We start from the raw sequence: 23,949 nt of genomic DNA, 5'->3' as shown, positions 1-23,949 counted from the left end.
ATGTGAACGTAACCCATCCACTCACGTTAGTTGTGCTCAACAGTGAGCAGCTCGATATCAATTCTCAGGTGCAGCACCAGTTCGATCATCGTGGTGGCACGCTGGGCGCGTCGGAAAAAGACCAATGGCAACTGCGGGATCGGTTGGGTTCCGTGGTGCCGGAGCACGCCCGTATCGAAATGACCGATGGTTATTTCAGTCTGTGCGATCTGAGCGGGCAGTCTTTCATTAACGGTTCTCTGTCGCCGATTGGGCGCGATCGCAAAGTCATTCTGTCGCACGGCGATGAACTGGTTATCGGGCCTTTCCGGTTGGGCGTTTATATCGGCGATCCCACCACGGAACAGGATATCGATCAGGTATTAGGGCAGGGCACGGTCGATGTGCTGGGCGGTTGGCTAAGTGAAGATAAAAAAAGGCGCGCCACGGATCTGGCCGATCCCACCGTTGTGTTGAATGACCCGCTGTGGGCGCTACAGAAAGAACAGAGCCAGCCACTCTTGCCATCAGACAGTGAGACGGTCGGAGCCTCGCTCACGACCTCTCTTTCTTCTTTTTCTTCTGCTGAGGACACCATGGATCAGAAATTTGTGGAATTACCGACCATCAACACACCGTACGCGGGAGAAGGTCTGGAAGGGTACAGCGATGGCACTTCTCTGGCTCCGCTGATGCGCGGGCTGGGGCTGTCGCTTCAGCCGGGCGATGATGCGCGATTGCGCGAAATGCTGGAAGAGATGGGAAAAAGCCTGCGCGCGATGGTGGAAGGCCTGCTGGCATTACAGACGGAACAGGCTGCGATGGCGGACACGCATTTACGCCCGATTGAAGATAACCCGCTGCGTCTGGGGTTGAGCTATACGGATACGCTGTCGGTGCTGTTTGCCGAAGGGAAAAGCCCGGTGCACCTGTCTGCGCCTGCCGCCGTGGAAGAAGTGTTGAACAATGTGCGGGTGCATCACATCGCGAACCAGCAGGCGATTGCCGTCGCGTTGGAAAATATTCTTCAGGCCTTTTCGCCTGCCGCGTTACTTAACCGCTTTGAGCACTATCGCCGCAGTGGCGAAGTACTTGCGGCAGATGATGGCTGGGCGTGGCAGATGTATCAGCACTATTACCGTGAATTAACGTCGCCGCGCCAGCAAGGGTTCCAGAAATTGTTCCATCAGGTCTATGCGCAGGCGTATGACCGTTCCGTGCGTCAACAGCAGGAGCAAAAATAATGCTGCGAGCATTGTGCTTATGTTCCCTGATGTTCCTGCTGTCGGGGTGTACCACGCTCGGCAAAATGGCGCAGGTGGCGGCGAATCCTGATATTCAGGTAGGCAGCAACAATCATCAGCCTTCTACCGTGGGTTTCAGCCTGCTGGCGGAACCGGACGTTAACCCTAACGACAGCGGTGAAGCTGCCCCTATCGAATTCCAGCTGGTTCTGTTGGCGGAGGATTCGCGTCTGTTAGCCACCGATTACGACCAGATCACGACGGATATCGAAAAGGCGTTAGCCAAGAATTACCTCAGCCATCAGGACTACACGCTGTTGCCGGGGCAGTTCAAATATCTACCGCCCGAAGCGCTGGATGAAAAGGTGCACTACCTCGGCGTGGTGGCACGCTATGCGGATTCGGAAAGCGCAGAGTGGCGCAAAGTCATCAAGCTAAAGAATACCGGGCAGACGTATCAGATCCTCGTGCACCTGCGCAGGGATGAAGTCGAAATTAAAAAAGACCAAGAAGAAGAATAATTATGTCGAGTCGCAATCGCATTATCTGGCGGGAAGGTCTGTTTATTAAACCGCAGCATTTTCAACAACAGCAACGACACACCGATTACGCACTGCACGCGCGTCTCAGCGCCCTCAGTGACTATTTCTATGGCTTGCAGTCGCTGGCGATTAACGAGGAATACCTCAATTTTGGCCGCATCGCGCTGGTTAACGCCAGCGGTGTGATGCCTGACGGCACCGTGTTCAATATTCCGGGGGATGACGCGCTGCCGCTGCCGTTGGAGATTACCGACGTCGCACTGGCAAACCAGAAAGTGTATCTGGCGCTGCCGCTGGCGGTGAATGGCGTCAGTGAGGTCGGTCAACCGGGACAGGGGATCGCCAGCCGCCTGCAATCGCATCGGCATGACGTACGCGATCTGCACAGCGACGGCGGCGATATCATTTCTTTGGAGGTCGGTAAGGTCAGCCTGCGCCTGATGCTCGATCGTGACGATCGCAGCGCCTATGCCTCTCTGGCGATTGCCAACATTCTGGATAAACGCCCTGACGGCGGGTTGATCATGGATCCTAACTTCATGCCGTGCAGCATCAGCGTCACCGCGATCCCCACCTTAAAACGCTTTTTAGGTGAATCTGCCGGTTTGGTGGCGGAACGTGCGCGCAGTCTGGCGCAGCGTATTGCCGCCCCAGGGCAGCAGGGCGTCGCGGACGTGGCTGAATTTATGATGCTGCAACTGCTAAACCGTGCTCAGCCCAAACTGTCGCATCTGGCGCGCCTTGGCACCTTGCACCCTGAACGCCTGCACGAAACGCTGGTTGAGCTGTGCGGCGAGCTGATGACGTTTACCGATGAATCACGCCTGCCGCCGGAATTCCCCGCCTATCGTCACGAACATCAACAGGCCAGTTTTGAGCCGCTGATGATGGCGCTGCGTCAGGCCCTGAGCACCGTGCTGTCGCCGCGTGCCGTCTCCATCCAACTGAAGAAACAGCCGTACGGCGTGATGGTCGCGATGGTTGGCGATGCAGAATTGATGGCCAGCGCCGAGTTTGTGCTGGCGGTACGTGCGCGTATGCCGCAGGAGCATTTGCGTAAACAGCTGCTGCAACAAACGAAGATCGCCTCCAGCGAGAAGATCCGCGAACTGATCAGTCTGCAACTGCCGGGTATCCCGCTGCTGCCGCTGCCGGTGGCACCGCGTCAATTGCCTTATCACGCGGGTTACAGCTATTTCCAACTGGATAGACAAAGCCCTGCCTGGCAGATGCTGGTGTCTGGCAACACGCTGGCGTTCCACATTGCTGGCGAATTCCCTGAGCTGGATATGCAGCTTTGGGCCATCCGCGGCCAGTAGTAAAGAGAGGAAGAGATGAGCATCGAGGTTATTAAAAACGATCAACTGGGCGATCTGCTTTTTGACCACGCCCGACAGATGGATATGGACTCCGACTACTGGTTCCGCCTGCGTGGACAAAGTATTAACCCGATGGTAGATGCGGTCACGCCGCTGTTGGGCATGGTGGAACGGGTTCGTCAGCTCTCGGCCTATGAGGGCGTGGAAGAACTGTATCAGCGTGTGGTGTCGGAAATTCAGGCTATCGAACAGGAATTACATTCTCATGGCTATGAAAACGGCGTGATTTTGTCGTTCCGCTACATCCTCTGCACCTTCATTGATGAAGCCGTGATGGGGCGGGAGTGGGGCGGTCAAAGCATGTGGTCGGCACATTCCCTTCTGACCCGTTTTCACAACGAAACCTGGGGGGGCGAAAAAGTGTTTGTCCTGCTGGAGAAGCTGCTGGACGACCCAACCCGCTATCGCGACATTCTGGAGTTTATCTACCTCTGTCTCTGTCTGGGTTTTGAAGGACGCTATCGGGTGATGACGCAGGGGCGTGAGGAACTGAACCGTGTGGTGATCAAGCTGCATGACACCCTGCGCCCTGAGCCTGCGAATTCGCCGACGGTCTTCCACCTGAATCTGGGGCAGCAGGCTTCGCGTTACCAGCTGCGCAGGCAGGTGTCATTGCGCACGCTGTTTGTCGGCGTGTGTGTGGTTCTGGTGGCCGCCTTCGGCCTGTATCGCTATCAGCTAACTCATCAAACCCAGGACGTACTGCGTCAGCTGGGAGAATTATTACAATAACAGGAGCTACACCGTGATTCGAATTGAACTGCCGACACTGGTTGAACGACTCAACCCCGTGTGCCGTCATATGCTGGAAGAAGCGGCGGCACTCTGTATTCAACATCAGGGTGCGGAAATCCGTATTGAGCACCTGTTGCTGAAAATGCTGGAAACGCCGCTGTGCGATGTGCGTCAGATCCTCAAGCGTGCCGGCGTGGATGCGGATGAGTTGTCTTCGCTGCTGCTGCCGTCTTCCATGGATAAAGAATTTGACGCGGGCTACCCCTCATTTTCTCCTCTGCTGGTGGAGTGGTTACAGGATAGCTGGCTGCTGGCCTCTGCTGAGTTCCAACACGTACGCCTGCGCAGCGGCATCTTGCTGCTGGTCCTGCTGCTGACGCCCAATCGCTATGTGGCAGGTGCGGTATCCCGCCCGTTGGCGCAGATTAACCGTGAACTGTTACGCCAGCAGTTTGATGAGTGGGTGAAGGATTCGGTTGAAACGGAAGTCGCGGTGCAATCCGCCACGGCTGAACAGGCTGCTGCGGCGAACATGCAACTCTCTCGCTATACCCAAAACGTGACGGAATCTGCCCGTCAGGGGCAACTGGATCCGGTGCTGTGCCGCGACCATGAAATCGATCTGATGATCGACATTCTGTCCCGCCGTCGTAAAAACAACCCGATTGTGGTCGGGAAGCGGGCGTAGGTAAAAGTGCGCTGATCGAAGGTCTGGCACTGCGCATCGTGGCGGGCGCGGTACCGGAAAGATTACGGGATGTGGAACTGCTCACGCTCGATCTGGGGGCGATGCAGGCCGGTGCCTCGGTGAAAGGGGAATTTGAGAAACGCTTCAAAGGCGTGATGCAGGAAGTGAAAGATTCCCCGCGCCCGATCATCCTGTTTATTGATGAAGCGCATACGCTCATCGGGGCGGGCAATCAGGCCGGTGGGCTGGACGTTTCCAACCTGCTCAAGCCTGCACTGGCGCGCGGTGAGCTGCGCACTATCGCGGCAACAACCTGGAGCGAATACAAAAAATACGTCGAGAAAGACGCCGCGCTTTCCCGCCGTTTCCAGCTTGTCAAAGTCGGTGAGCCGAATGCGGAAGAAGCCACGGTTATCCTGCGTGGGCTGCGCGGTATCTATGAAAAAGCACATGGCGTTCTGATTGATGAAGATGCGCTTCAGGCGGCCGCGCAGCTGTCGGCGCGCTATATCTCCGGTCGTCAACTGCCCGATAAGGCGATTGACGTGCTGGATACCGCCAGCGCGCGCGTCGCCATTAACCTGACGACGCCACCGCGTGCGGTCAGCCAGCTACAGACCCGCCTGCATCAGCAAGAGATGGAAATCACCCAGCTTGAGCGTCAGGCGCGTATTGGTCTGGGGAATACCGAAGAGCGCTTAGCCGAACTGCGTGACGCCCGCGAAACCGGCGCGGCACAGCTGGCTCAGTTGGAAGCCGATTGGCAGCAGCAGAAAATACAGGTTCAGCGCGTGATTGAACTGCGAACGGCGCTGCTGGATGACGAGCAGGCTGTCGATTTTGATGCGGTGTCGGCGGCGGCGGAACTGTTTGCCTGTGAACAGGCGCTGGAAGCGCTGCAACACGCCTCCGTTCTGGTTTCCCCCCACGTGGATAAAACGCAGATTGCGGCCGTGATTGCCGAGTGGACAGGCGTGCCGCTGAACCGCATTTCACAGGGGGAAATGGATGTCGTCACGCGTCTGCCGGAATTCCTGGGGGATTCAATTAAAGGGCAGCAGTTGGCGATTGCTCAATTGCATAAACACCTGCTGACCGCGCGGGCGGATCTGCGTCGTCCGGGGCGTCCGCTGGGGGCTTTCCTGCTGGTGGGGCCGAGCGGCGTCGGTAAAACGGAAACTGTGGTTCAGATTGCCGACCTGATGTTTGGCGGACGCAACTATCTGACCACCATCAATATGTCCGAGTACCAGGAAAAACATACGGTTTCACGCCTGATCGGTTCGCCGCCGGGCTACGTCGGGTTTGGTGAAGGCGGCGTATTGACCGAAGCCATCCGCCAGAAACCGTATTCCGTGGTGCTGCTGGATGAGGTGGAAAAGGCGCACCCGGATGTCCTGAACCTGTTCTATCAGGCGTTTGATAAAGGTGAACTCGCCGATGGTGAAGGTCGGGTGATTGACTGCCGCAACGTGGTGTTCTTCCTGACGTCCAACCTCGGGTTCCAGACGATTGTGAACTACGCCGAGCAGTCGGATGTGTTGTTGGATGCACTTTATCCCGAATTGGCGGCCTTCTTCAAACCTGCACTGTTGGCGCGTATGGAAGTCATCCCTTACCTGCCGCTGGCGCATGACACCATGGTTGAGATTGTGCAGGGCAAATTGTCGCGTCTGGTGTCTCTGTTGCAACAGCGCTTTGGTGCGGAAGTCCTCATTGAGGACGAGGTGCCGGAAGAGATTCTACGATTGGCGAATCGCAGCGAAAACGGCGCGCGTATGCTCGAATCGGTGATTGATGGCGCCTTGCTGCCACCGGTTTCGCTACAACTGCTGCAACGCCTGTCCGCGGGTGAACCTGTCAGCCGCATTCATTTCCGCGTCGAAGCCGGCCAGTTCCAGACTGAGGTTGAGGGCTGAGTATGCAACATGCCCTCGAACTGGCGCTCGCACTCACCCGACAGCATGATGAGGCCGGTCTGTGCGACTGGCTGCTGGAGACGATGCAGGTCGCCTGGCAGCCTCAAGGAATACTGCTGGGTATGGTGGATGTCAGCGGCAGGCAACTGACCTGTCAGGGGCGAGTGCATGAGACGCCGGTGGCGCTGAGTCTGGGCGTGGATGACTTTAGCCACCCATTGGCCTATGCGCTGCATAAGAATCAGGCACGTACCTGGGACTCTCTCTATGGCGGTGCCCGCATTGAGCACCGTGAATTTCGGCAGATGCTGGCCTCTGTCGGCACGAACTGCGGGCTGCATGCGCTGCCGCTGCTGTCGGAGAGCGGCAAGCCGCTGGCGGTGCTGGCGCTGTTGGATACGCCGACGCGGCTGCAAACGCTGCATCAACGAGGCGAATGCGAACGGCTGGCGCAGGTGTTTTGCCGTCAGCTTATGCTGCTGCGTGAGCTGGCGCATACCCGGCGGGATCAGGTCGCACTGAGGGATTCACTCCGCCAGATTAAGGATGAAGGGCAGAGCCGTCGTGAGCAGGAAAAACGGGTGGAAGCTACGCTGGTGGGGCAGTCCACCGTGATTAAAGCGCTGCACCAGCAGATTTATCAGGCGGCAAAACACCGTCTTTCGGTGCTGATTCAGGGCGAAACCGGTTCAGGGAAAGATGTGGTGGCGCGTTTGCTGCATCAGTGTTCCGAACGTGCCGGCAAGCCCTTTATCGCCATCAACTGCGCGGCGATCCCGGAAAACCTGATTGAAAGCGAGCTGTTTGGCTATCAGAAAGGAGCCTTCTCCGGCGCACAAAGTAACAAGATAGGTCTGGTTGAGCAGGCTAACGGCGGAACCCTGTTTTTGGATGAAGTCGGCGATATGCCGCAGTCCATGCAGGCCAAGCTATTAAGGGTGTTGGAAACGCACAGTTTCCGTCCCCTCGGTGCGGAGAAAGAGGTGCACTCTGATTTCCGTCTGATTGCCGCGACCCATCAGCCGCTGGAACAGCAGGTGTCTGACGGCGTGTTTCGGCAGGATCTCTATCATCGCCTTTGTCAGTGTTTATTGCAGGTCGCGCCGCTGCGCGAGAGACCGGACGATATTCGCCTGCTGTGCGAGCACTTCATCGGCCAGTTTGCTGATAAACAACAAAAACACGTGGGGTCGTTGAACCGTGCCTTCCTTCGCCAGCTAGTCGCATATGACTTTCCCGGTAACGTACGGGAACTGCGCAACCTGCTGGAAGTCGCCTGCGCGCATACGCCGGATGGTGAAGCGCTGTCTCTGGCATCGTTGCCGCCTGAACTGAGCGATCGGCTGACGAGCAGTACGCCGGAAGAACAGGATTGCTATCAGCACATCCATGATTTGCGTATTGCCACACAGCGGTATGAAGCGGCGGTGATTGAAGCACGCCTGCGCCAGTTTCAGGGCAACCGCCTGCTGGTGGCCGATAGCCTCAATATCCCTAAACGTACTCTCGATCATAAATGCCAGAAGCTGGAGGTAAATTGATGTTTCTGACGATGGCACCCTTATTGTTGGCAACCGCCGCGACCCCCGATCCCGCCTGGCAGTCGTTATGGGAACAGTGCCGTAATGAGACCGCTTCAGAGCTCCGGCTGGCCTGCTATGACGCGTTGGGTCGGGAAGCGGAACGCAGCGGTACGTTGTCCCCACAACGTGATAACGCCGCGACGGGCGGAGCCTTCCAACTGGGACGTGAAGCGGACAGCGGCGATATGACGCTCACCCGCGTACTGGCCGATGGCAACACGCTGGTGATTAGCTGTGCCAGCAATATTACGCACTTGCGCTTAACGCTCAGTGAACCCTGGGCGGGAGAGTCCGTCACGTCGCAGTTGGATGGCGTAACGGTGTCCGACAGCTGGTTTATCCGTAACCGCGGGCTGCTGCTGGAGTCGGGACGTGGCCTACCGGCGATTGATGCACTAAAGCGCTGGATTGGGCATCGCGAACTGGTGCTTGGCGGCGCGGACGGTCATTTACTGCGTATTGAACTCGCCGGGCTGGGCGACGCACTCGCGCCGCTGCGTCAGCAGTGTCACTGGTAAAGGAGGCGTTCATGCATGCACATCCCTGGTGTAAACGCCTGCAAACTTCGTTGCCGGATGAGAAGTTGCGTGCGGCAGTATTGGCTGACGATCCGCTCTGGGAAAAGGTCGAAACGGAGCTGGTCAAGCTGGGATCGCTGGCACATAACCAGGTCGATCTTAATGCGGTGGCTGGGGATTGCCTGACCTTACTGGAAAGCAAAACCAAAGATATGCGGGTACTGGTGCAGCTATTGCGCTGCTTACAGCACCCGGCCAAAGCGACACCGTTTTCTACTGCCCTGATGCTGCTGGATAGCTGGCTGGAAAGTTACTGGGTGCCCGCCTGGCCTGCCAGTCCGCTTCAAAAACAGAAGTTGATGATCCAGATTGTCCGGCGTTTTGAGAGCGTGCTTCCCCGTATTGCGGAGAGTGCATCCAGCGCAGAGCTGGAGCAATTGCAAAAACTCTCTGAGCAGGTGGCGAGCCGCTGGAGTGAAGTGGCTAGCGACAAAGCGGCGCTGATGGATGAGCTGGTGCAGGGCGTTAAGCGCGCCAGACAGCGGCAGCAGGCGCAGGAACAGGCGAATCAGACGGCAAAACCAACCCCGGCAGCGAGCGGTAGCTCAGGCGGGAGTGAAGTCAGCGCCAGCGCCGCTTCGACGCCCGTCAGTGCGGTGGAGATTAATTCATCCGACGAGCGCGGCTGGCGGCAAACCCAACTGAATGTCGCGACGCTGCTGGTTGAGCGTCATCCCGATTCACCGATGGGTTACCGTCTGCGACGTCACGCTATCTGGTCCGGCATTGCCACACCGCCGATGTCGTCCAAGGGAAATAAAACTCAGTTGGCACCCGTCTCATCAGACCGCGTGGATGAATACCAAAGTGCGCTGGCTCAGGCTGATTCCGCGCTGTGGGAACGCATAGAACAAAGTCTGGTGTTGGCACCTTACTGGTTTGATGGCCACATGTTGTCTGCTTCGGTGGCCTCACGGTTAGGGCATGCCGCCGTCGCGACGGCGATTGCTGAGGAACTTTCTGCATTTATTCAGCGTGTGCCAGAGCTGCGTGAACTGGCGTTCAGCGATGGGGCACCCTTTTTGACCGGAAAATGTAGCCAGTGGTTGCAGTCCAGCCAGCCGGTTCGCGGCGGCGGTGGGGCGCGACAGGACTCTCTGGCGACGGAGGCGGCGGCCTGTCGAGATGAGAAAGGGATTGGAGCGGCGATGCAGCTATTGGATGAACGCATGCGTCGCCTGAAAGAGCCGCGCGACCGCTTTTATGCCGAGTTGGTACTGGCGGATTTACTCGCCGAAGAAGGGATGAAATCACTGGCAGCACAGCACTATCAGCACATGTGGCAGGAAAGCCAACAATTGGGCCTGATGCAATGGGAACCGGGACTGGTTAGCCGCGTGGAGCGGTTGGCAGCATCCCGCAAAAAATAAGACATTCGGAGTGAATGGTCACTTATGTTTAAAACAATCATAACCTTTCTACGCAAGCAGTTACCTAAACTGAAACCCTCCTGGCTGCTGTTGGGCGTACTACTGTGGATCGTCGTGCTGGTTTTGGCCTGGTGGCTGGGGCCGCGTTTGACGCTGGGCGAGTCGCGCCCGTTGCAGGGAATCTGGGGACGCGTGGTGTTCACGCTGGTCTGGCTGTGGCTGGCGTTCTCCTATAGCGCCTGGATGGTGTGGCGTCGCGTGCAGCAGATGCGTGCGGAGCGTCATGATCAGCAGGTCATTGAGCTGGATCCTTTACAGGCGTATGTCGACAGCCAGCAGACGTTTCTCGATCGCTGGCTGGAGGCGTTTCAGACTCAACTGGGTAAACGCGCGCTGTATGCGATGCCCTGGTATCTGACTATTGGCCTGGCGGGCAGCGGGAAAAGTAGCCTGATCCATCGCGCCAACCCGGCAAACAAAATGAATCCGAAGCTGGATGCGGAACTGCGGGATGTGGCGGCAGGCCAGCAGGTAAGCAGTTGGGTCGGTGAATCTGCGGTGATTTGGGATCCCAGCGGACAGCTACTTGCCCAGCCTGAACTGGAGGGGGATTCGCTCGGGCAGCGTCATGCTCGTCTGTGGCAGCACTTGTTACAGTGGCTCAGTGAAAACCGCCGCCGCCAGCCGCTCAACGGTCTGGTGCTTACGCTGGATATCTCCTGGCTGGCGCAGGCTGGCGTCGCGGATCGCAAAGCCTATGCGCAGGTCATGCGCGCCCGCTTGCAGGAAATTTCCGTCAACATCAATACGCGCTTACCGGTGTATATCGCGCTGACCCGGTTGGATATGCTGAGCGGCTTCGACAAGGTCTATCGCCAGTTAAACCGCGATGCGCGTCAGGCTGTGTTAGGCGTGACGTTTACGCCGCAGGCCAGCAACAGCAAAGGCTGGCTGGAAGAGCTGGAGCGCTTCTGGGACGAGTGGGTCACGCACCTGAATGACAACCTGCCGGACATGTTGCTGACGCAGTCGGACAGAAGCGTGCGCAACTCGCTGTTCTCGTTCGTTCGCCAACTGGCTGGCGTGAAAGATTACGTGATGGAAGTGCTGACGGAAACGTTGGCGACAGGCGAGGATCGCACATTCCTGATTCGCGGCGTCTACGTCAGCTCTGTCTATCAACAAGGGGTGCCGTTCGATGCCTTTGCGCAGTCAGCTTCCCGACGTTATCAACTGCCCGAGCCGATTAACCCTGCGCTGCGCGGTGAATCCAATACGTTCTTTGTGCAGCGCCTCTTCCCTGACGTTATTTTTCCTGAGGCCAGTCTGGCGGGGGAAAACCGGCTGCATAGCCTGTATCGTCGGCGTCGGCTGGGTATCGGTGTGGGCTGTATGTTGCTCGCCAGTCTGGCGTTGGTTGGCAGTTGGCACCATTTCTATCGGGTCAATGAAGAAGCGGGTCGTAACGTACTGACGAAAGCGCAGGCGTTTATCGGTACTAATGAGCTGGAAGGGCAGCCGGGCTACGGTTATCAGCAGTTGCCACGTCTGAATTTGATCCGCGATGCGACCTTATCCTTCGGTAACTACCACGAACGTACACCGCTACTGGCGGATCTGGGTCTGTATCAGGGCGATAAGATTGGGCCTTATGTTGAAGGCACCTATCTACAAATGCTGAATCAACGCTTTTTACCGGCGGTGATGCAGGGGCTGCTGGAAGATCTGAATCAGGCCCCCGCCAATAGCGAGCAAAAGCTGACGATTCTGCGCGTCATGCGGATGCTGGATGATGCGTCAGGACGTAATAAAACGCTGGTCGAACAGTTTATGGCGCAGCGCTGGCAGAAGGCCTTTCCTGGACAGGGCAATGTGCAGGAACAACTGATGCAGCATCTGGATTACGCCCTTGAGCACACCGATTGGCACAAGGCGCGTGAGCAGAAAGATGCGGTCGCGATCAGCACGTTTGCCCCCTTTACTCAGCCGATTACGCTGGCTCAGCAGGAACTGAGCAAGCTGCCGATGTATCAGCGCGTTTACCAGAGTCTGGTGATGAAGGCGACACAGGTATTACCGCCGGATTTAGCGATCCGTGATGAAGTCGGGCCGACCTTTGATCCGGTATTTTCCCTGCGCAATGACAAAGCGGGAAGCGTGCCGAGACTGCTGACGTATCCCGGCTTTAGTGACTATTACCTCAAGCAGGACAAAGCCCTATTAGAGCTGACGGCGCTGGACGCCTGGGTGCTGGGGCAACGTGAGCGTGCGCAGTTCAGCGAAGCCGATCGGCGGGAAATTTTGCGTCAGGTGAATGACCGCTACATTACGGATTACATCAACCAGTGGCAGAAAGTGCTGGCGAACATTGATGTGCAAACGCTCGATACGCCGGAGCAGGCGCTCGATATCCTCACGGATATTACCGGCAACGATCAGCCCTTCCAGCGCGTGCTGACCACGGTGAGTGATAACACCCGTATCCGCAAGCTGGCCGATGATGATAACGATACGGCGCAGAGCATTAACACGCGTATCGGCCGTCCGTTTATGACCATCAACGCGGCGCTGAGCGGACGCGGCGAACAAGGGCCGCTGGTGCAAGAGGTCAATCAGAAACTGACGGATCTCTATCACTATCTCGATCAGATCGTCAACGCGACCGATCCAGGACAGGCGGCATTGAAAGCGGTGCAGGCGCGGCAGGGGAATAAATTTGCCGATCCGGTGTTCGCCTTACAGCAATACGCCCGCAGTCTTCCCGCGCCGCTGGATCGCTGGGTAGGGCAATTAGCCGGGGAGAGCGCGAGTCTGGTGACCGGGCTGGCGATGTCGTCGCTGAATCAGGAATGGCTGGATAAGGTCGTGACGCCATTCAATGAGAAGCTGGCGGATCGTTACCCCTTCGATCCGTCGTCGAACAAGGATGTGCCGCTATCGGAAATGGAAATGTTCTTCATGACGGGTGGGACGCTGGACAGCTTCTATCAAACCAACCTCAAGGCGATGATGGAAAGCGGCATGCTGGAAGAAGGCATGGCGTCGCCTTTGCAGGCGGAACTGGTGAAGCAGCTCGAACGTGCTAACCGTATCCGCCAGACCCTGTTCAATGCGCAGGGCAGCCTGGAAGTGCATTTCGTTCTGGAACCGCTGGAACTGACGGCGAATAAACGTCGCAGCGTGCTGAATCTGGATGGACAACTGCTGGAATACAGCCACGGTCGTCGCCAGAAAACGCCGCTGGTGTGGCCAAACAGTATGCGCGACGGTGCCGAAAGTAAGCTGACGCTGGTGCCGGACGATCGTGAACGTTCACCGCGCAGCCTGAGCTTTAGCGGGCCGTGGGCGATGTTCCGCTTAATCAATAGCGATCAGTTGACGCAGGTTAATGAGAATACCTTTGACGTGCGCTTCTCGCTGGAGAACGGGGCGATGACGTATCGCGTGTACACCGATGCCAGCCATAACCCGTTTGCCGGTGGTCTGTTTAGCCAGTTCACGCTGCCTGACTCACTTTATTAATTAACTCTCGGGAGCCCGCTCTGGCTCCCTATTGCTGGATGATGTGATATGCAAGATGCACAACAGGCCCTGAAAGTGGGTCGGGATCCACGGATGCTGCCGGAGTTTGACGCACTGCGGGCGGAAATTAACAAATTGAGCCATGCGTCTCGTCCTGATGTGGACTGGATGCTGGTGCATGACATGGCAACCACCATCTTTGAAAAGCAGGGCGTGGATCTCCAGACCGCGATCTACTTTACGTTGGCGCGTTCGCGACTGGCGGGATTGACGGGATTCACGGAAAGCTGTGAGTTTTTGGCAAACCTGATCGTGACGCAGTGGGATAATTTCTGGCCGCCGGTGCATCAGGAGCGAGCGCGTATCGAGATGCTGGACTGGTTCATTGCCCGCATCAGCGAAGTGGTGCGTCAATACGCCATTAGCCATGAACACAAACGGCTGGTTTATCGTTGCGAACGCGCGCTGCAATTGATGAGTGAAAAGCTGCACAACTCAGGGTTGAGCCGTATTCCTCGCGTCGAGAATCTGCTGCACTTCGTCGAAGGTTATACCCATTTGTTTGATGAAACCGAGATTGTCATTGTGTCGGACGATCAGGAACTGAAAAAGCAGGATATGCAGATTCCGCCCATGGTGTTCTTTCATTCAGACATGGAACCCGGCGCGACGGTGCAAAGCAGTGGTTCATCAGGATCGGGTCAGGCTGCTCTGCCTGCGGGCAGCATTCTCATCGGACGGGAGAAAGGGCAAATGAAACCGACGGTATTGAAAATTGAGGCGCATAAAAAGCAGAAGCCAGCCTGGTTCTGGTTTGTCTCCGGGTTGCTGACCTGCGCGTTGCCTGTCGCAGCCATTACGGGCTGGCAGTATTGGCAGGAACAGAAGGCTGATGCGCTAGCGTTACTGCAACAGCCAGCCTACGCGTTGCCCACGGCGCCCGATCATAATGACATTCGCCGGGTGCGTATTGCGCTGGGCGAACAGAAATTGCAAGGCATGGAAGGCGAGTTGATTAACCGCTATCAGGCACAGTTGGAACAGGTGAAAAATGCCTCACCTTTCTACCTGTATCAATACGGTAATGGGCTGAAAAACGTGATGCAGCAACTCTATCCTGATTCACTGGCGGTGAAAGAGATGGAACGCCAATGGCAGCTTTCTCTTGAACGCCAGCAGGGGGATGAACCGAAAACGCTGGGTTACGAACAGGCGCGTGCCCGCATCAACGAGACGTTGCAGCAGTTGCTGGAACTGGAACGGCAGCGCCGGACGGTGACGATTTCCTACCTGAAATCAAAACTCTACGATATGCAAAAAGACCTGATATCGGACGTCCCTTTCGGGATACGACTGCGGGAACTTGAGGCGCGTAAAACCAAGAGCCAATCGCTGACGCCAGCGGAGTTACGCGCGATGGAAGACGAGCTACGCGCCTTCAACGTCCGCTTGTACCGTTTGCAGCAGAGTAATTCTGCCAGCTGATTGTCGTGAAGGGAAAAACGCTGAGCACATGATGAAATACAAAAAATTAGTAATAGTTCTGTCGTCCTGTTGGCTGGCGTCATGTCAGGCGCCCATCACATCGCTGTCTGAATCGGAACTCGTGGCGTCAGCGAATCGGGGAAACGGTGAAGCACAATATCAGCTGGCAAAGACGCTCGCCGCGCGCTCGCAGTACACCGAGGCGATGCAGTGGATGCAAAAGGCATCTGGCCTGTCTGAACTTCCGGGCAATCAGGAACTGCGTGCGGCCGCTGCACTTCAGGTCGGTGACTGGTTTCAGGCCGGGCTGGGCGCGCCCAAGAACAGCCCGTCTGCTCGCCAGTGGTGGACAACGTCCTCACGTCTGGGAAATGGCGAAGCGGGGCATCGGCTTGGCATGGACTGTCAGGTTCAGCATCAGGGAAAGCTGGTGACGGCCTGCCTGAATGCATTTGAATCCGCTGCGGCAAATGGCTATCCCCCTGCACAGTTGATTGTCGCCCAGTGGCATGCGACGCATGTGGGCGGCGAAAAAGAGGCCGTATCGTGGTTACTGAAGGCCTCCGAACTGGGCAATCGGGATGCGCAATACCAACTGGCACAGCGCTATGAACAAGGTAAAGGCGTGGTGATCCGTCGCGACCTGGCCGAACGCTGGTATTTCCGCGCGGCGACGCTGGGTCAGGCACAGGCGCAACTGTGGATGGCGCGACACGAAGACGGCGAGAATGCGTTGAACTGGTATCAAAAATCCGCGTCATCAGGTGATGCCGAAGCACAGCTTTGGCTAGGCAAGGTTTACCGCGAAGGTAAGCGCTTACCTTGGGATGAAAAAAAGGCGCGCTATTGGCTGGAGCGTGCCGCGTCTGGCGGATCGGGCGAGGCTGATTACTTGCTTAGTCAGAGCCAGACAACGCATGAAAAGCGCGAACAGTATCTGGTTCAGGCATCCTCTGCGGGCTATATCCGGGCGCAGCGTGAGCTGGGGGAGCGGCTATTTAACGCGACCGAATTTGCGCGTGCGCGTGAAGAATATGCCAAAGCGGCCTCAGCAGGAGATACCGAATCCCGTCTAGCCTATGGCGAGATGCTGCGGCTGGGGCAAGGCGGCAAAGAGGATTATGTTGAGGCGATGAAGCAGTATCGTCTGGCAGCGAATGAGGGTAACCGTATGGCGCAATATCGCATGGGCATGATGCGTCAGGATGGGTTAGGTGCATCGCGTAACCGTATTCATGCTTACGCCTGGTATGCGATGGCGGCGACGGAGGGAATGCCCGAAGCCATTCATGCGCGTAACGATCTGGAAGCGACGATGCAGCCGGATGAAATCAAGGCCGGACAGCGGCTGGCGATGCACTGGTCATCCGGGAAAACGGAGTAATCTTCTGGGTGATTCATTGGTGGCAAATAGCTGGTGATTAACAGTTAAGGCAGAACCGATGAATCATCGTGTTGTAATCAAGCCCTGATAGCAAGAAACAGGCGGGTGTTGCGTGATAGCAACACCCGTTTTTTTGTTTTATGACGCTTTTCATTCCGGATGTCCTGATTTTGCCATTCCTGTTTTTCATAAAAAAACGTAAGTGACTGCTTACTATTATTGTTATGGAAATGAGTGATTTATCGCCAGATATAGTCTTTTGCTATTAATAAGCACGATTTCTATTGGCTATTCATTTCATTCATTTATCGCTAACTCATACTTTCAGAATAACTGCGCATTTTGCGCAATTTCTTGCTCACTTTCTGGTGCAAATCACTTTTTGCGCAATGTTTGCAAACGATATGCGAGGTCTGCGCAACTTTTTGCTCAGGTTTTACTTAGGGGGAATTTGGTTTAAGTAAATTCCTTTATAAAACATAAAGATAAATATTGGCATGTGGCTTGCTATACAGAGCGTGAAGTTACTCATCTCGTTTAACGAGTAATCCCGTTCAACAATTCATTCCGTTTAACAACAAGGAGCAAGACTATGCCAACTCCATGCTATATCAGCATCGAAGGTAAAACTCAGGGCAACATTACCGCGGGTGCTTTCACTTCTGATTCTGTCGGCAACATCTATGTGGAAGGCCACGAAGACGAAATGCTGGTACAGGAATTCAAACACATCGTCACCGTACCGACCGACCCACAGTCTGGTCAGCCGTCCGGCCAACGTGTGCACAAACCGTTCAAATTCACCGTCGCGCTGAACAAAGCTGTTCCGCTGATGTACAACGCCCTGGCGTCTGGCGAAATGCTGCCGACCGTGACCCTGAAATGGTACCGCACCTCTGTTGAAGGTAAGCAAGAACACTTCTTCTCTACCATCCTGACCGATGCCACTATCGTTGATATCGACTGCAAAATGCCACACTGCCAGGATCCATCCAAACTGGACTACACCCAGTTAATCGAAGTGTCGCTGGCTTATCGCAAAATCGACTGGGAACACACCGTTGCCGGGACTTCTGGTTCCGATGACTGGCGTACACCGGTCGAAGCGTAATTCCTACCGAACCCGGGCTTGTCCCGGGTTTTCTGCGTTTTTCTCAACGTGATGCTTTATCAACATGAACTGTGGCGTGAGCAGACTCAGACCACAGCTCAGGTTTTTATTTTAATCAGGATAGCGACGTGCCGCTCCGGGAAACCCCGAGGCGTGCGGTAGCCATGGCAACGGCGAAGGAAGAAGGAGAGGACGGGTGGCAAACAGTACAGGATTACAGTTCACCGTAAAGGTCGGCGCGTTGGAGGCTGGCACCTTTGCGGTAGTGGATTTCAGGCTGGATGAAGGGCTGAATCGGCCTTTCAGCCTGTCGCTGAGTCTGGCGAGCGCGTTGCCGGATGTGGATTTCGGCGCGGTGCTGGACCAGCCGTGCGAGCTGATGATTTGGTATGAAGGCGAACTGAAACGTCGGGTCAGCGGGATTATCAGTGGCTTCACGCAGGGCGATACCGGATTCCGGCGCACGCGCTATCAGATGGAAGTCCGTCCGGCGCTGTGGCGACTGGGGCTGCGCACCAATGCCCGCATCTTTCAGGCACAGAAACCGGACGCGATTATTGGTGCGTTACTGGAAGAAGCAGGGATTACCGATTACGCCTTTGCACTACGTAACGAGCATGCGGTGCGGGAATACTGCGTACAGTATCGGGAAAGTGATTTGGCGTTTATCACCCGTCTGGCGGCGGAAGAAGGGATGTATTTCTTCCACGAATACGAAGAGGGTAAACACCGCGTGGTATTTGCCGATGATGCGGGCGCGCTAACCAAAGGCCCCGAGCTGTTCTTCAACCTCGCCAATCAGGGATTAAGTGAGGGCGACTATGTCCGGCGCTTCCACTACGCGGAGCGGGTGAGTACCTCGGACGTGGAGTTGAAGGATTACAGCTTCAAGACACCGGCTTACGGGCTGTCACACAAGAAGATGAGCGGCGAGCTGGCGCACCAGCGAGAAAGCTATCAGCACTACGACTATCCGGGGCGCTATAAGCAAGACCCGAGCGGCAAGGCGTTCAGCGGTTACCGGCTGGATGCGCTGCGTTCAGGGGCGGTGACAAGCGAAGGGGAATCCAACTGCGCAGGGCTGATGCCGGGCAATACCTTTACTCTGACGGAGCACCCGAATGCGACGCTGAATGCGGTATGGCAGACGGTGAGTGTGACGCACGTCGGGCAGCAGCCGCAGGCGCTGGAAGAGGAAAGCGGCGGCGAACCGACCACCATGAGCAACAGCTTCACGGTGGTGAAAGGCACGACGACGTGGCGTGCGGCCATGCCGTACAAACCGATGGTGGACGGCCCGCAAATCGCCACCGTCGTCGGCCCGACGGGGGAAGAAATTTACTGTGACCAGTACGGTCGGGTAAAACTGCAATTCCCGTGGGATCGCTACGGTGCGAGCAACGACCAGAGCTCGTGCTGGGTGCGCGTCAGCCAGGGCTGGGCGGGCGGCCAGTACGGCATGATCGCCATTCCGCGTATCGGCCATGAAGTGATCGTCAGTTTCCTTGAAGGCGACCCGGACCAGCCGATTATCACCGGGCGTACTTTCCACGCCACTAATCCGACGCCGTATGTTTTACCGGCACATAAAACGCGCACCACGCTGCGTACCGATACCCATAAAGGCAGTGGTTTCAACGAGCTGCGCTTTGAGGATGAGGCGACGCGTGAACAAATTTATTACCACGCCCAGAAAGATATGGATGGCGTTATTAACAACATCCACCGGCAGAGTGTCGGGCGCGATCAGCACCTCAGCGTGGATCAGGATCAGTTCCAACGGGTGACGCGTCACCGTCACCGAACGATAGGCAAGGATGATTTTGAAAACATCGGTCAGGATCATCATCAGGAAATTGGCCGGAGTTTTATTCAGAAGATTGGTGCGTCGTTCAAGCGGTTCATCGGCGGGGGAGAAATTACCCGTATCGAAGGGAGCCGTCAGACCACGATGTCCGGTTCTGAAGAGACGTTGATCGGCGCGCACCAGCGCGTTCTGGTGAATACGGACAGCTATCTGAAAGCCGCGGATATCGTGCTGGAAGCGGGGCAGGCTCTGACCATCAAAGCGCCTGGCGGCTTTATCAAGATTGATAGCGCGGGCGTCACGATTTCTGGGACGATTGTGAAAATCAACGATGGCGGAGCGGCTGGCGTAGGGACGGCACCAGTATCGATTACGCCAGAAGACCCGATGAAACCCACGCTACCGGATGCGCCAGACAGACGTTAAGGAGGAACTATGCCAGGAGCGGCACGTTTAGGGGACAGTTGCGCAGGTCACGGCTGTTTCCCTGCCACCCCGATTATTGAAGGCAGCGGTGATGTCATCATCAATGGTAAACCGGCCGCCCGTAAAAGCGATGCGGTCTTACTCCATGCCTGCCCTTGCCCGAATATGCCCCACGGCGTACACAGTCGTGCGATATCCGCGGGCTCCGGCACGGTTATCATCAATGGAAAGCTGGCGGCGCGTATCGGTGATGCGATCGGCTGTGGCGGCTCGGTCGCTGCGGGTAGTGGGAATGTCATCATTGGCGATTCGCCCTACCAGTCTCCAGTTAAGGCGTGTGCTGAGCAATCGGCAAAAAGCCGTGCGCCTCTGCTGGCATTGACGCCGATGTTATTGCCGACGTTAATGGAATGGGCGTCGGTCGCCGAGCTGCCCATTCTTGATGACCTACTCTCCGTCGCTCAGCGTAAAGATCGTTATCTGGCGCGCGCCAAGTTGGCGACTGAAGCCGCATCGCTGCCGGGGTTAGCCGATGCGGCAAAGCGGCTGGCGTTTAACAACGACAGCATCTTACGCGCTGAGGCCGCCCAGTATGTGTACTCGGTCGATGAATTTCGGCGAGGCGTACTGGATAAATTGCCTAAGGCACCGATTGGACTGGATATTCTGGATACCGGCGCGATTCCTGGGCTAAAAAATGCCAACATGACGGACATGAAAACGGGCTTCGGTGCATCATTATTCAAGTCTGCGATTAATGGTGAGACGATGTTGACCTATCGGGGCACCAATAACGCGGTGACAGGGGCTAAAGACTGGTTGACTAACGCTGCTCAGGGGATGGGACTTGAATCTGCTCAGTATAATCAGGCAATGGATTTAGCAAAACTGGTAAAAAGAGCCGTCTCACCACCTCCCGTTATTGTGGGGCATTCATTAGGCGGTGGCCTGGCATCGGCTGGCGTTGGCGTTACTGGATTGCCGGGTTATACCTTTAATGCTGCGGGTTTGCATACCAATACTGTGGCGCGCGTTGGTGGTGCCGATTTGGCGAAAACCGCCTCGCTAATAAAGACGCAGGCAGTGGATGGTGAGGTATTAACCATGGCACAAACCTACGGTAAGGCATTGATTCCTGGTTTATTGTCTGGCGCGGGCGCATTGATTGGTGGAACCGCCGGTGCAGTGCTAGGGGGCGTCATCGGTGTTGCAAAACTGTTGGAAGGGGGCCTCCCGAAAGCAAGCGGTGATATGATGGCACTTCCCGCAGTCGGGGGCTCGCCGATTGCGCGTCACGGTATGGATCAGGTGATTGCGGGTATTGAAAGCCAGAAAAAGGAAGATATCGGGAAGATAACCAATACATTCAGGGGAATATAATGCAATGGTTGGCACGTATAAAATGGTTGGGCGTCATTATTCTGGGATTATTAACCGCTTGTCAGGCAGGAGGACACAGTATGCGGGCAAGTGAACTTTTTGAACCGCCCGTGGTGGCGGTACTGGAAAGTATTCAAAAAGGTGACGAGTCAGCAGCCCGTCATCAGCTGTCACAGGGCGTTAACCTGAATATTCAGGGGAAAGAGGGCATCACGCCGCTGCTGTGGCTGATTTATGAGACAAAGGATAAAAAAGCCGTCACGCTGGCGCTTAAACTGGGGGTCGACCCGAATTATAAAGATGGGTTTGGCGACAGTGCGGTGAATTCCGTCGCGGGCGCGAAAGACCCTGACTGGCTTCGCATTATCCTAGATGCGGGAGGCGACCCGAATGCGATTGGGCGTCTTGGCCAGCCAGCAATATTTAGTGCTATTGGGGAAGAGCGCTGGGCCGATATCAAATTGCTCGTAGAGCGGGGCGCTGATTTGAATCTCGTTGATGGCCCCAAAAGAAATAGCGCCCACTATGCTGCTTATCTGAATAAGTATGAAATCGCCTATTGGCTGATAGAACAAGGCGCAGATAGTCATATTTATGATGAGACAGGCAGTAATCTCGCTTTTACCGTGGATGACAGCTTATCCATTATGTCTCCTAAATCTCCTCAATACCCTTGGGCATTAAAGGTAAAACAGCTATTACTGGATCGCGGTGTTAAATTCCCACCGCTGTCACCTGCTGAAGTTCGCGATCGTTGGGAAAAAGGACTGCCAGTATAGTTTTTTGATTCTCCGTTTTATTATTCATTTCGCGTCATAAAAATAAACGGTATGTCTCGACCCGATAATCTGCGTGATTATTGGGTCGTTGCTGCTGTGCTGAATACACGCTCATCGTATTAAAAATTATCTCATTTATTTACAGGCAAATAACGATGATGGCAAACGGTTATACCCTGTTTGAAATCAGCCAATTTAATGCACCTTTGTTCGCGATTATCTCGCCGTTGAGTTATCCCTCCTTACCTGAGTATTGGCAGGCTTTTCAACCTGCGGCGTCGGATATATGGCAGCAACTGCATTTTGGCAAGGATGCTGAAAACTGGCAGATGTGGGCGCCTATTGTGGTGAAGGTAGAAGAAGGCAAACCAGGAGAAACCCTACTGCACTGGCTGACCGAAACACAGCCGGAGCGTCATGGTAACGTGATCCTCATGCATGGCGAACTGACATTGCAGCAGGTGGCCGATTTTTGGCAGCAGCGCATTTTCTGTCTCTGGCCTGATGGCACACGAGCGCTATTTCGTAGCTATGCACCAGACGTTTTATCAGCCTGGTGGTCCACTCTGGATCTTGCTGCACAAACGGATTTTCTCGGCCCGCTAAATAACCTGTACTTGCCCATAGTGAATAGCGAACGTGGGGAATATCAGCTATTCGCACAACAGGATGTTAATAAAGAATATAAGAATGATATTAATAACGCATACCAGATTACTTTAACGCGTTATCAATATTATCTTCTCGCTAATGACAATCGTTTACATCGATTAGCGAATGAACTCTTTCTTTTTGTCAGCGCGCAATGTGTTTTTCCGCTGGATATTGAAATAGTCAACGCGCGATTTATTAGCGGTATTGAATTAGCCAGGCGTTTTTATCCCAAAGCCAGCGAGGCGGAGTGTGAAGCCTGGTCCGCTCATCGCTGGGTACTCGGCAGTGAATTCTATTTACACCCGATCTTTATTCATCTGACTGAACGTTATTCGATTGCGGACAGTATTCGGATTTTTAAATCTGAGCCTGAACGTATTGAGAGTGTGCAGCTTAATTACCATCGCCCCGGTTGGATGCGGGGAGAGTTACCCGACATAACGGAGGTCACGCTGTGAGTGTATCGCAACCTTTCCTTGAACTGTTGCCGGAAGATGATGCCGTCTGGCAAACGCGTATCGCTCAGGGCGGCTGTTTTGTTATCGCAGAGGCATCGATGAACGATGCTGTACCGTGGCTGGCCGAACGCTGGGGAGGCAGCCTGGAACAGACGCGTTTGTACTGGGGGGAAACAGGACGCGTTCATGCCTCGGTATCGCCCTATTGCATCCCGCTTAATGTCGCCAACTGGTCGCAGGTGAAAGAACACATCATTACCCAACCCGGCTGGGGTATGGGGCTACAGCTGGCGTGGTTTATGCAAGCTTATTCGCCGCTCGATCAACTGCTTGAGGTGACGAAACATCTGCGGCAGTGGAGCCTGGTGACCTCACCTTCCGGGGAAAACGCCATCCTGCGCGTGGGCGACTGGCAGGTGGTGAATCAGTTGTTATCTGCCAGTTCCGCACAAGAAGCCTGTGCACTCTATGGCCCGATAGCCAGCTTCTGCGACATTTCTCCTGATGGCGCGGTTCGCGCTTTAAACCTCACCGCCCGTGAACCCCACTCTATTCCAGACATCCTGCCGCGCCAACTGAGTGCTGAACAATGGCACGCCATCATGGTGCCTTATGGGCATCAGAATCTGGCGCGCTATATGGCGCATCTGCGTACTTACCATGCTGACTGGAAGAATGCGTCTGACGATGAACTACAGGTGTTTACCCATCAGCAGACGGAGCAGGCGAAAAACAACGGCTTTAACAACGACCGCGATATCGTGCGCTGGCTGGCATTGGCGACAGAACTCTCGCCGGAATTCATTCATCAGCCCTGGGCAAAAAATATTCTGATACAGCCTGAATATATTGGCACGCAAAGCCGTATGGATCGCCTGTATCAGGCAGCTATTGACCACCTGGACGAAGCATAAAATAAAAAGGAC

At 55.5% G+C, this 23,949-nt stretch carries 16 protein-coding genes and 1 pseudogene; all 17 read left to right on the top strand.

Going from position 1 to position 23,949, the window contains the following annotated elements; all coding sequences use genetic code 11:
- Positions 1–2 precede the first annotated feature (2 nt).
- On the top strand, positions 3–1,223 hold the full coding sequence (gene tagH, locus KKH3_RS15040) for a type VI secretion system-associated FHA domain protein TagH (protein ID WP_039361052.1): 1,221 nt from the start codon (positions 3–5) through the stop codon (positions 1,221–1,223).
- The gene (tssJ, locus tag KKH3_RS15035) at positions 1,223–1,744 is read left to right on the top strand and encodes a type VI secretion system lipoprotein TssJ (protein ID WP_010303144.1); all 522 of its coding nucleotides are present in this window, start codon (positions 1,223–1,225) and stop codon (positions 1,742–1,744) included. The genes tagH and tssJ overlap by 1 nt, the downstream gene beginning before the upstream one ends.
- A gap of 2 nt (positions 1,745–1,746) precedes the next feature.
- On the top strand, positions 1,747–3,084 hold the full coding sequence (gene tssK / locus KKH3_RS15030; RefSeq protein WP_039361051.1) for a type VI secretion system baseplate subunit TssK: 1,338 nt from the start codon (positions 1,747–1,749) through the stop codon (positions 3,082–3,084).
- Between the two features lie 15 nt (positions 3,085–3,099).
- Entirely contained in the window at positions 3,100–3,876 is a 777-nt protein-coding gene (icmH, locus tag KKH3_RS15025; RefSeq protein ID WP_039361050.1) for a type IVB secretion system protein IcmH/DotU, read from the top strand.
- A gap of 13 nt (positions 3,877–3,889) precedes the next feature.
- A pseudogene (gene tssH / locus KKH3_RS15020) lies at positions 3,890–6,486 on the top strand (type VI secretion system ATPase TssH).
- A 2-nt stretch (positions 6,487–6,488) separates the two neighbouring features.
- A complete protein-coding gene (locus KKH3_RS15015; protein WP_039361049.1) occupies positions 6,489–8,027 on the top strand; it encodes a sigma-54 interaction domain-containing protein in 1,539 nt (512 codons plus the stop codon).
- Positions 8,027–8,587, top strand: a complete 561-nt coding sequence (vasI, locus tag KKH3_RS15010) for a type VI secretion system-associated protein VasI (RefSeq protein WP_039361048.1) — start codon at positions 8,027–8,029, stop codon at positions 8,585–8,587. The genes KKH3_RS15015 and vasI overlap by 1 nt, the downstream gene beginning before the upstream one ends.
- 11 nt (positions 8,588–8,598) lie before the next feature.
- Positions 8,599–10,017 carry a type VI secretion system protein TssA gene (gene tssA, locus KKH3_RS15005; protein WP_039361046.1) on the top strand — a complete coding sequence of 473 codons (1,419 nt, stop codon included), beginning with the start codon at positions 8,599–8,601 and terminating at the stop codon, positions 10,015–10,017.
- A gap of 24 nt (positions 10,018–10,041) precedes the next feature.
- Positions 10,042–13,539 (top strand): type VI secretion system membrane subunit TssM, encoded by a 3,498-nt coding sequence (gene tssM / locus KKH3_RS15000; protein WP_039361043.1) that lies wholly within the window; start codon positions 10,042–10,044, stop codon positions 13,537–13,539.
- 48 nt (positions 13,540–13,587) lie between these two features.
- A complete protein-coding gene (locus tag KKH3_RS14995) occupies positions 13,588–15,024 on the top strand; it encodes a VasL domain-containing protein (protein WP_039361039.1) in 1,437 nt (478 codons plus the stop codon).
- 28 nt (positions 15,025–15,052) lie between these two features.
- Positions 15,053–16,408, top strand: a complete 1,356-nt coding sequence (locus KKH3_RS14990; RefSeq protein ID WP_039361037.1) for a tetratricopeptide repeat protein — start codon at positions 15,053–15,055, stop codon at positions 16,406–16,408.
- 592 nt (positions 16,409–17,000) lie between these two features.
- On the top strand, positions 17,001–17,519 hold the full coding sequence (locus tag KKH3_RS14985) for an Hcp family type VI secretion system effector (RefSeq protein ID WP_039359918.1): 519 nt from the start codon (positions 17,001–17,003) through the stop codon (positions 17,517–17,519).
- Between the two features lie 196 nt (positions 17,520–17,715).
- Complete coding sequence (locus KKH3_RS14980) at positions 17,716–19,752, top strand: type VI secretion system Vgr family protein (protein WP_039361034.1); 2,037 nt, start codon at positions 17,716–17,718, stop codon at positions 19,750–19,752.
- A gap of 9 nt (positions 19,753–19,761) precedes the next feature.
- Positions 19,762–21,132: a PAAR domain-containing protein gene (locus tag KKH3_RS14975; RefSeq protein WP_039361031.1), complete on the top strand. Its 1,371-nt coding sequence runs from the start codon at positions 19,762–19,764 to the stop codon at positions 21,130–21,132.
- An 80-nt stretch (positions 21,133–21,212) separates the two neighbouring features.
- Positions 21,213–21,911, top strand: coding sequence for an ankyrin repeat domain-containing protein (locus KKH3_RS14970; RefSeq protein WP_039362494.1), 699 nt, complete (start codon positions 21,213–21,215; stop codon positions 21,909–21,911).
- A 155-nt stretch (positions 21,912–22,066) separates the two neighbouring features.
- Positions 22,067–23,023, top strand: coding sequence for a DUF4123 domain-containing protein (locus KKH3_RS14965; RefSeq protein WP_039361027.1), 957 nt, complete (start codon positions 22,067–22,069; stop codon positions 23,021–23,023).
- Complete coding sequence (locus KKH3_RS14960) at positions 23,020–23,937, top strand: DUF4123 domain-containing protein (protein ID WP_039361025.1); 918 nt, start codon at positions 23,020–23,022, stop codon at positions 23,935–23,937. Before KKH3_RS14965 ends, KKH3_RS14960 begins: the two co-directional genes overlap by 4 nt.
- The last annotated feature ends 12 nt before the right edge of the window (positions 23,938–23,949 follow it).

This window comes from Pectobacterium actinidiae (genome assembly GCF_000803315.1).
GTDB lineage: Bacteria > Pseudomonadota > Gammaproteobacteria > Enterobacterales > Enterobacteriaceae > Pectobacterium > Pectobacterium actinidiae.
This window is presented reverse-complemented; position numbering and strand designations above follow the sequence as displayed.

Bases quoted from the DNA above. Each gene is read 5' to 3' on its own strand.
- tssJ (WP_010303144.1), top strand. From the start codon at position 1,223: ATGCTGCGAGCATTGTGCTTATGTTCCCTGATGTTCCTGCTGTCGGGG.
- tssK (WP_039361051.1), top strand. From the start codon at position 1,747: ATGTCGAGTCGCAATCGCATTATCTGGCGGGAAGGTCTGTTTATTAAA.
- icmH (WP_039361050.1), top strand. From the start codon at position 3,100: ATGAGCATCGAGGTTATTAAAAACGATCAACTGGGCGATCTGCTTTTT.
- KKH3_RS15015 (WP_039361049.1), top strand. From the start codon at position 6,489: ATGCAACATGCCCTCGAACTGGCGCTCGCACTCACCCGACAGCATGAT.
- vasI (WP_039361048.1), top strand. From the start codon at position 8,027: ATGTTTCTGACGATGGCACCCTTATTGTTGGCAACCGCCGCGACCCCC.
- tssA (WP_039361046.1), top strand. From the start codon at position 8,599: ATGCATGCACATCCCTGGTGTAAACGCCTGCAAACTTCGTTGCCGGAT.
- tssM (WP_039361043.1), top strand. From the start codon at position 10,042: ATGTTTAAAACAATCATAACCTTTCTACGCAAGCAGTTACCTAAACTG.
- KKH3_RS14995 (WP_039361039.1), top strand. From the start codon at position 13,588: ATGCAAGATGCACAACAGGCCCTGAAAGTGGGTCGGGATCCACGGATG.
- KKH3_RS14990 (WP_039361037.1), top strand. From the start codon at position 15,053: ATGATGAAATACAAAAAATTAGTAATAGTTCTGTCGTCCTGTTGGCTG.
- KKH3_RS14985 (WP_039359918.1), top strand. From the start codon at position 17,001: ATGCCAACTCCATGCTATATCAGCATCGAAGGTAAAACTCAGGGCAAC.
- KKH3_RS14975 (WP_039361031.1), top strand. From the start codon at position 19,762: ATGCCAGGAGCGGCACGTTTAGGGGACAGTTGCGCAGGTCACGGCTGT.
- KKH3_RS14970 (WP_039362494.1), top strand. From the start codon at position 21,213: ATGCGGGCAAGTGAACTTTTTGAACCGCCCGTGGTGGCGGTACTGGAA.
- KKH3_RS14965 (WP_039361027.1), top strand. From the start codon at position 22,067: ATGATGGCAAACGGTTATACCCTGTTTGAAATCAGCCAATTTAATGCA.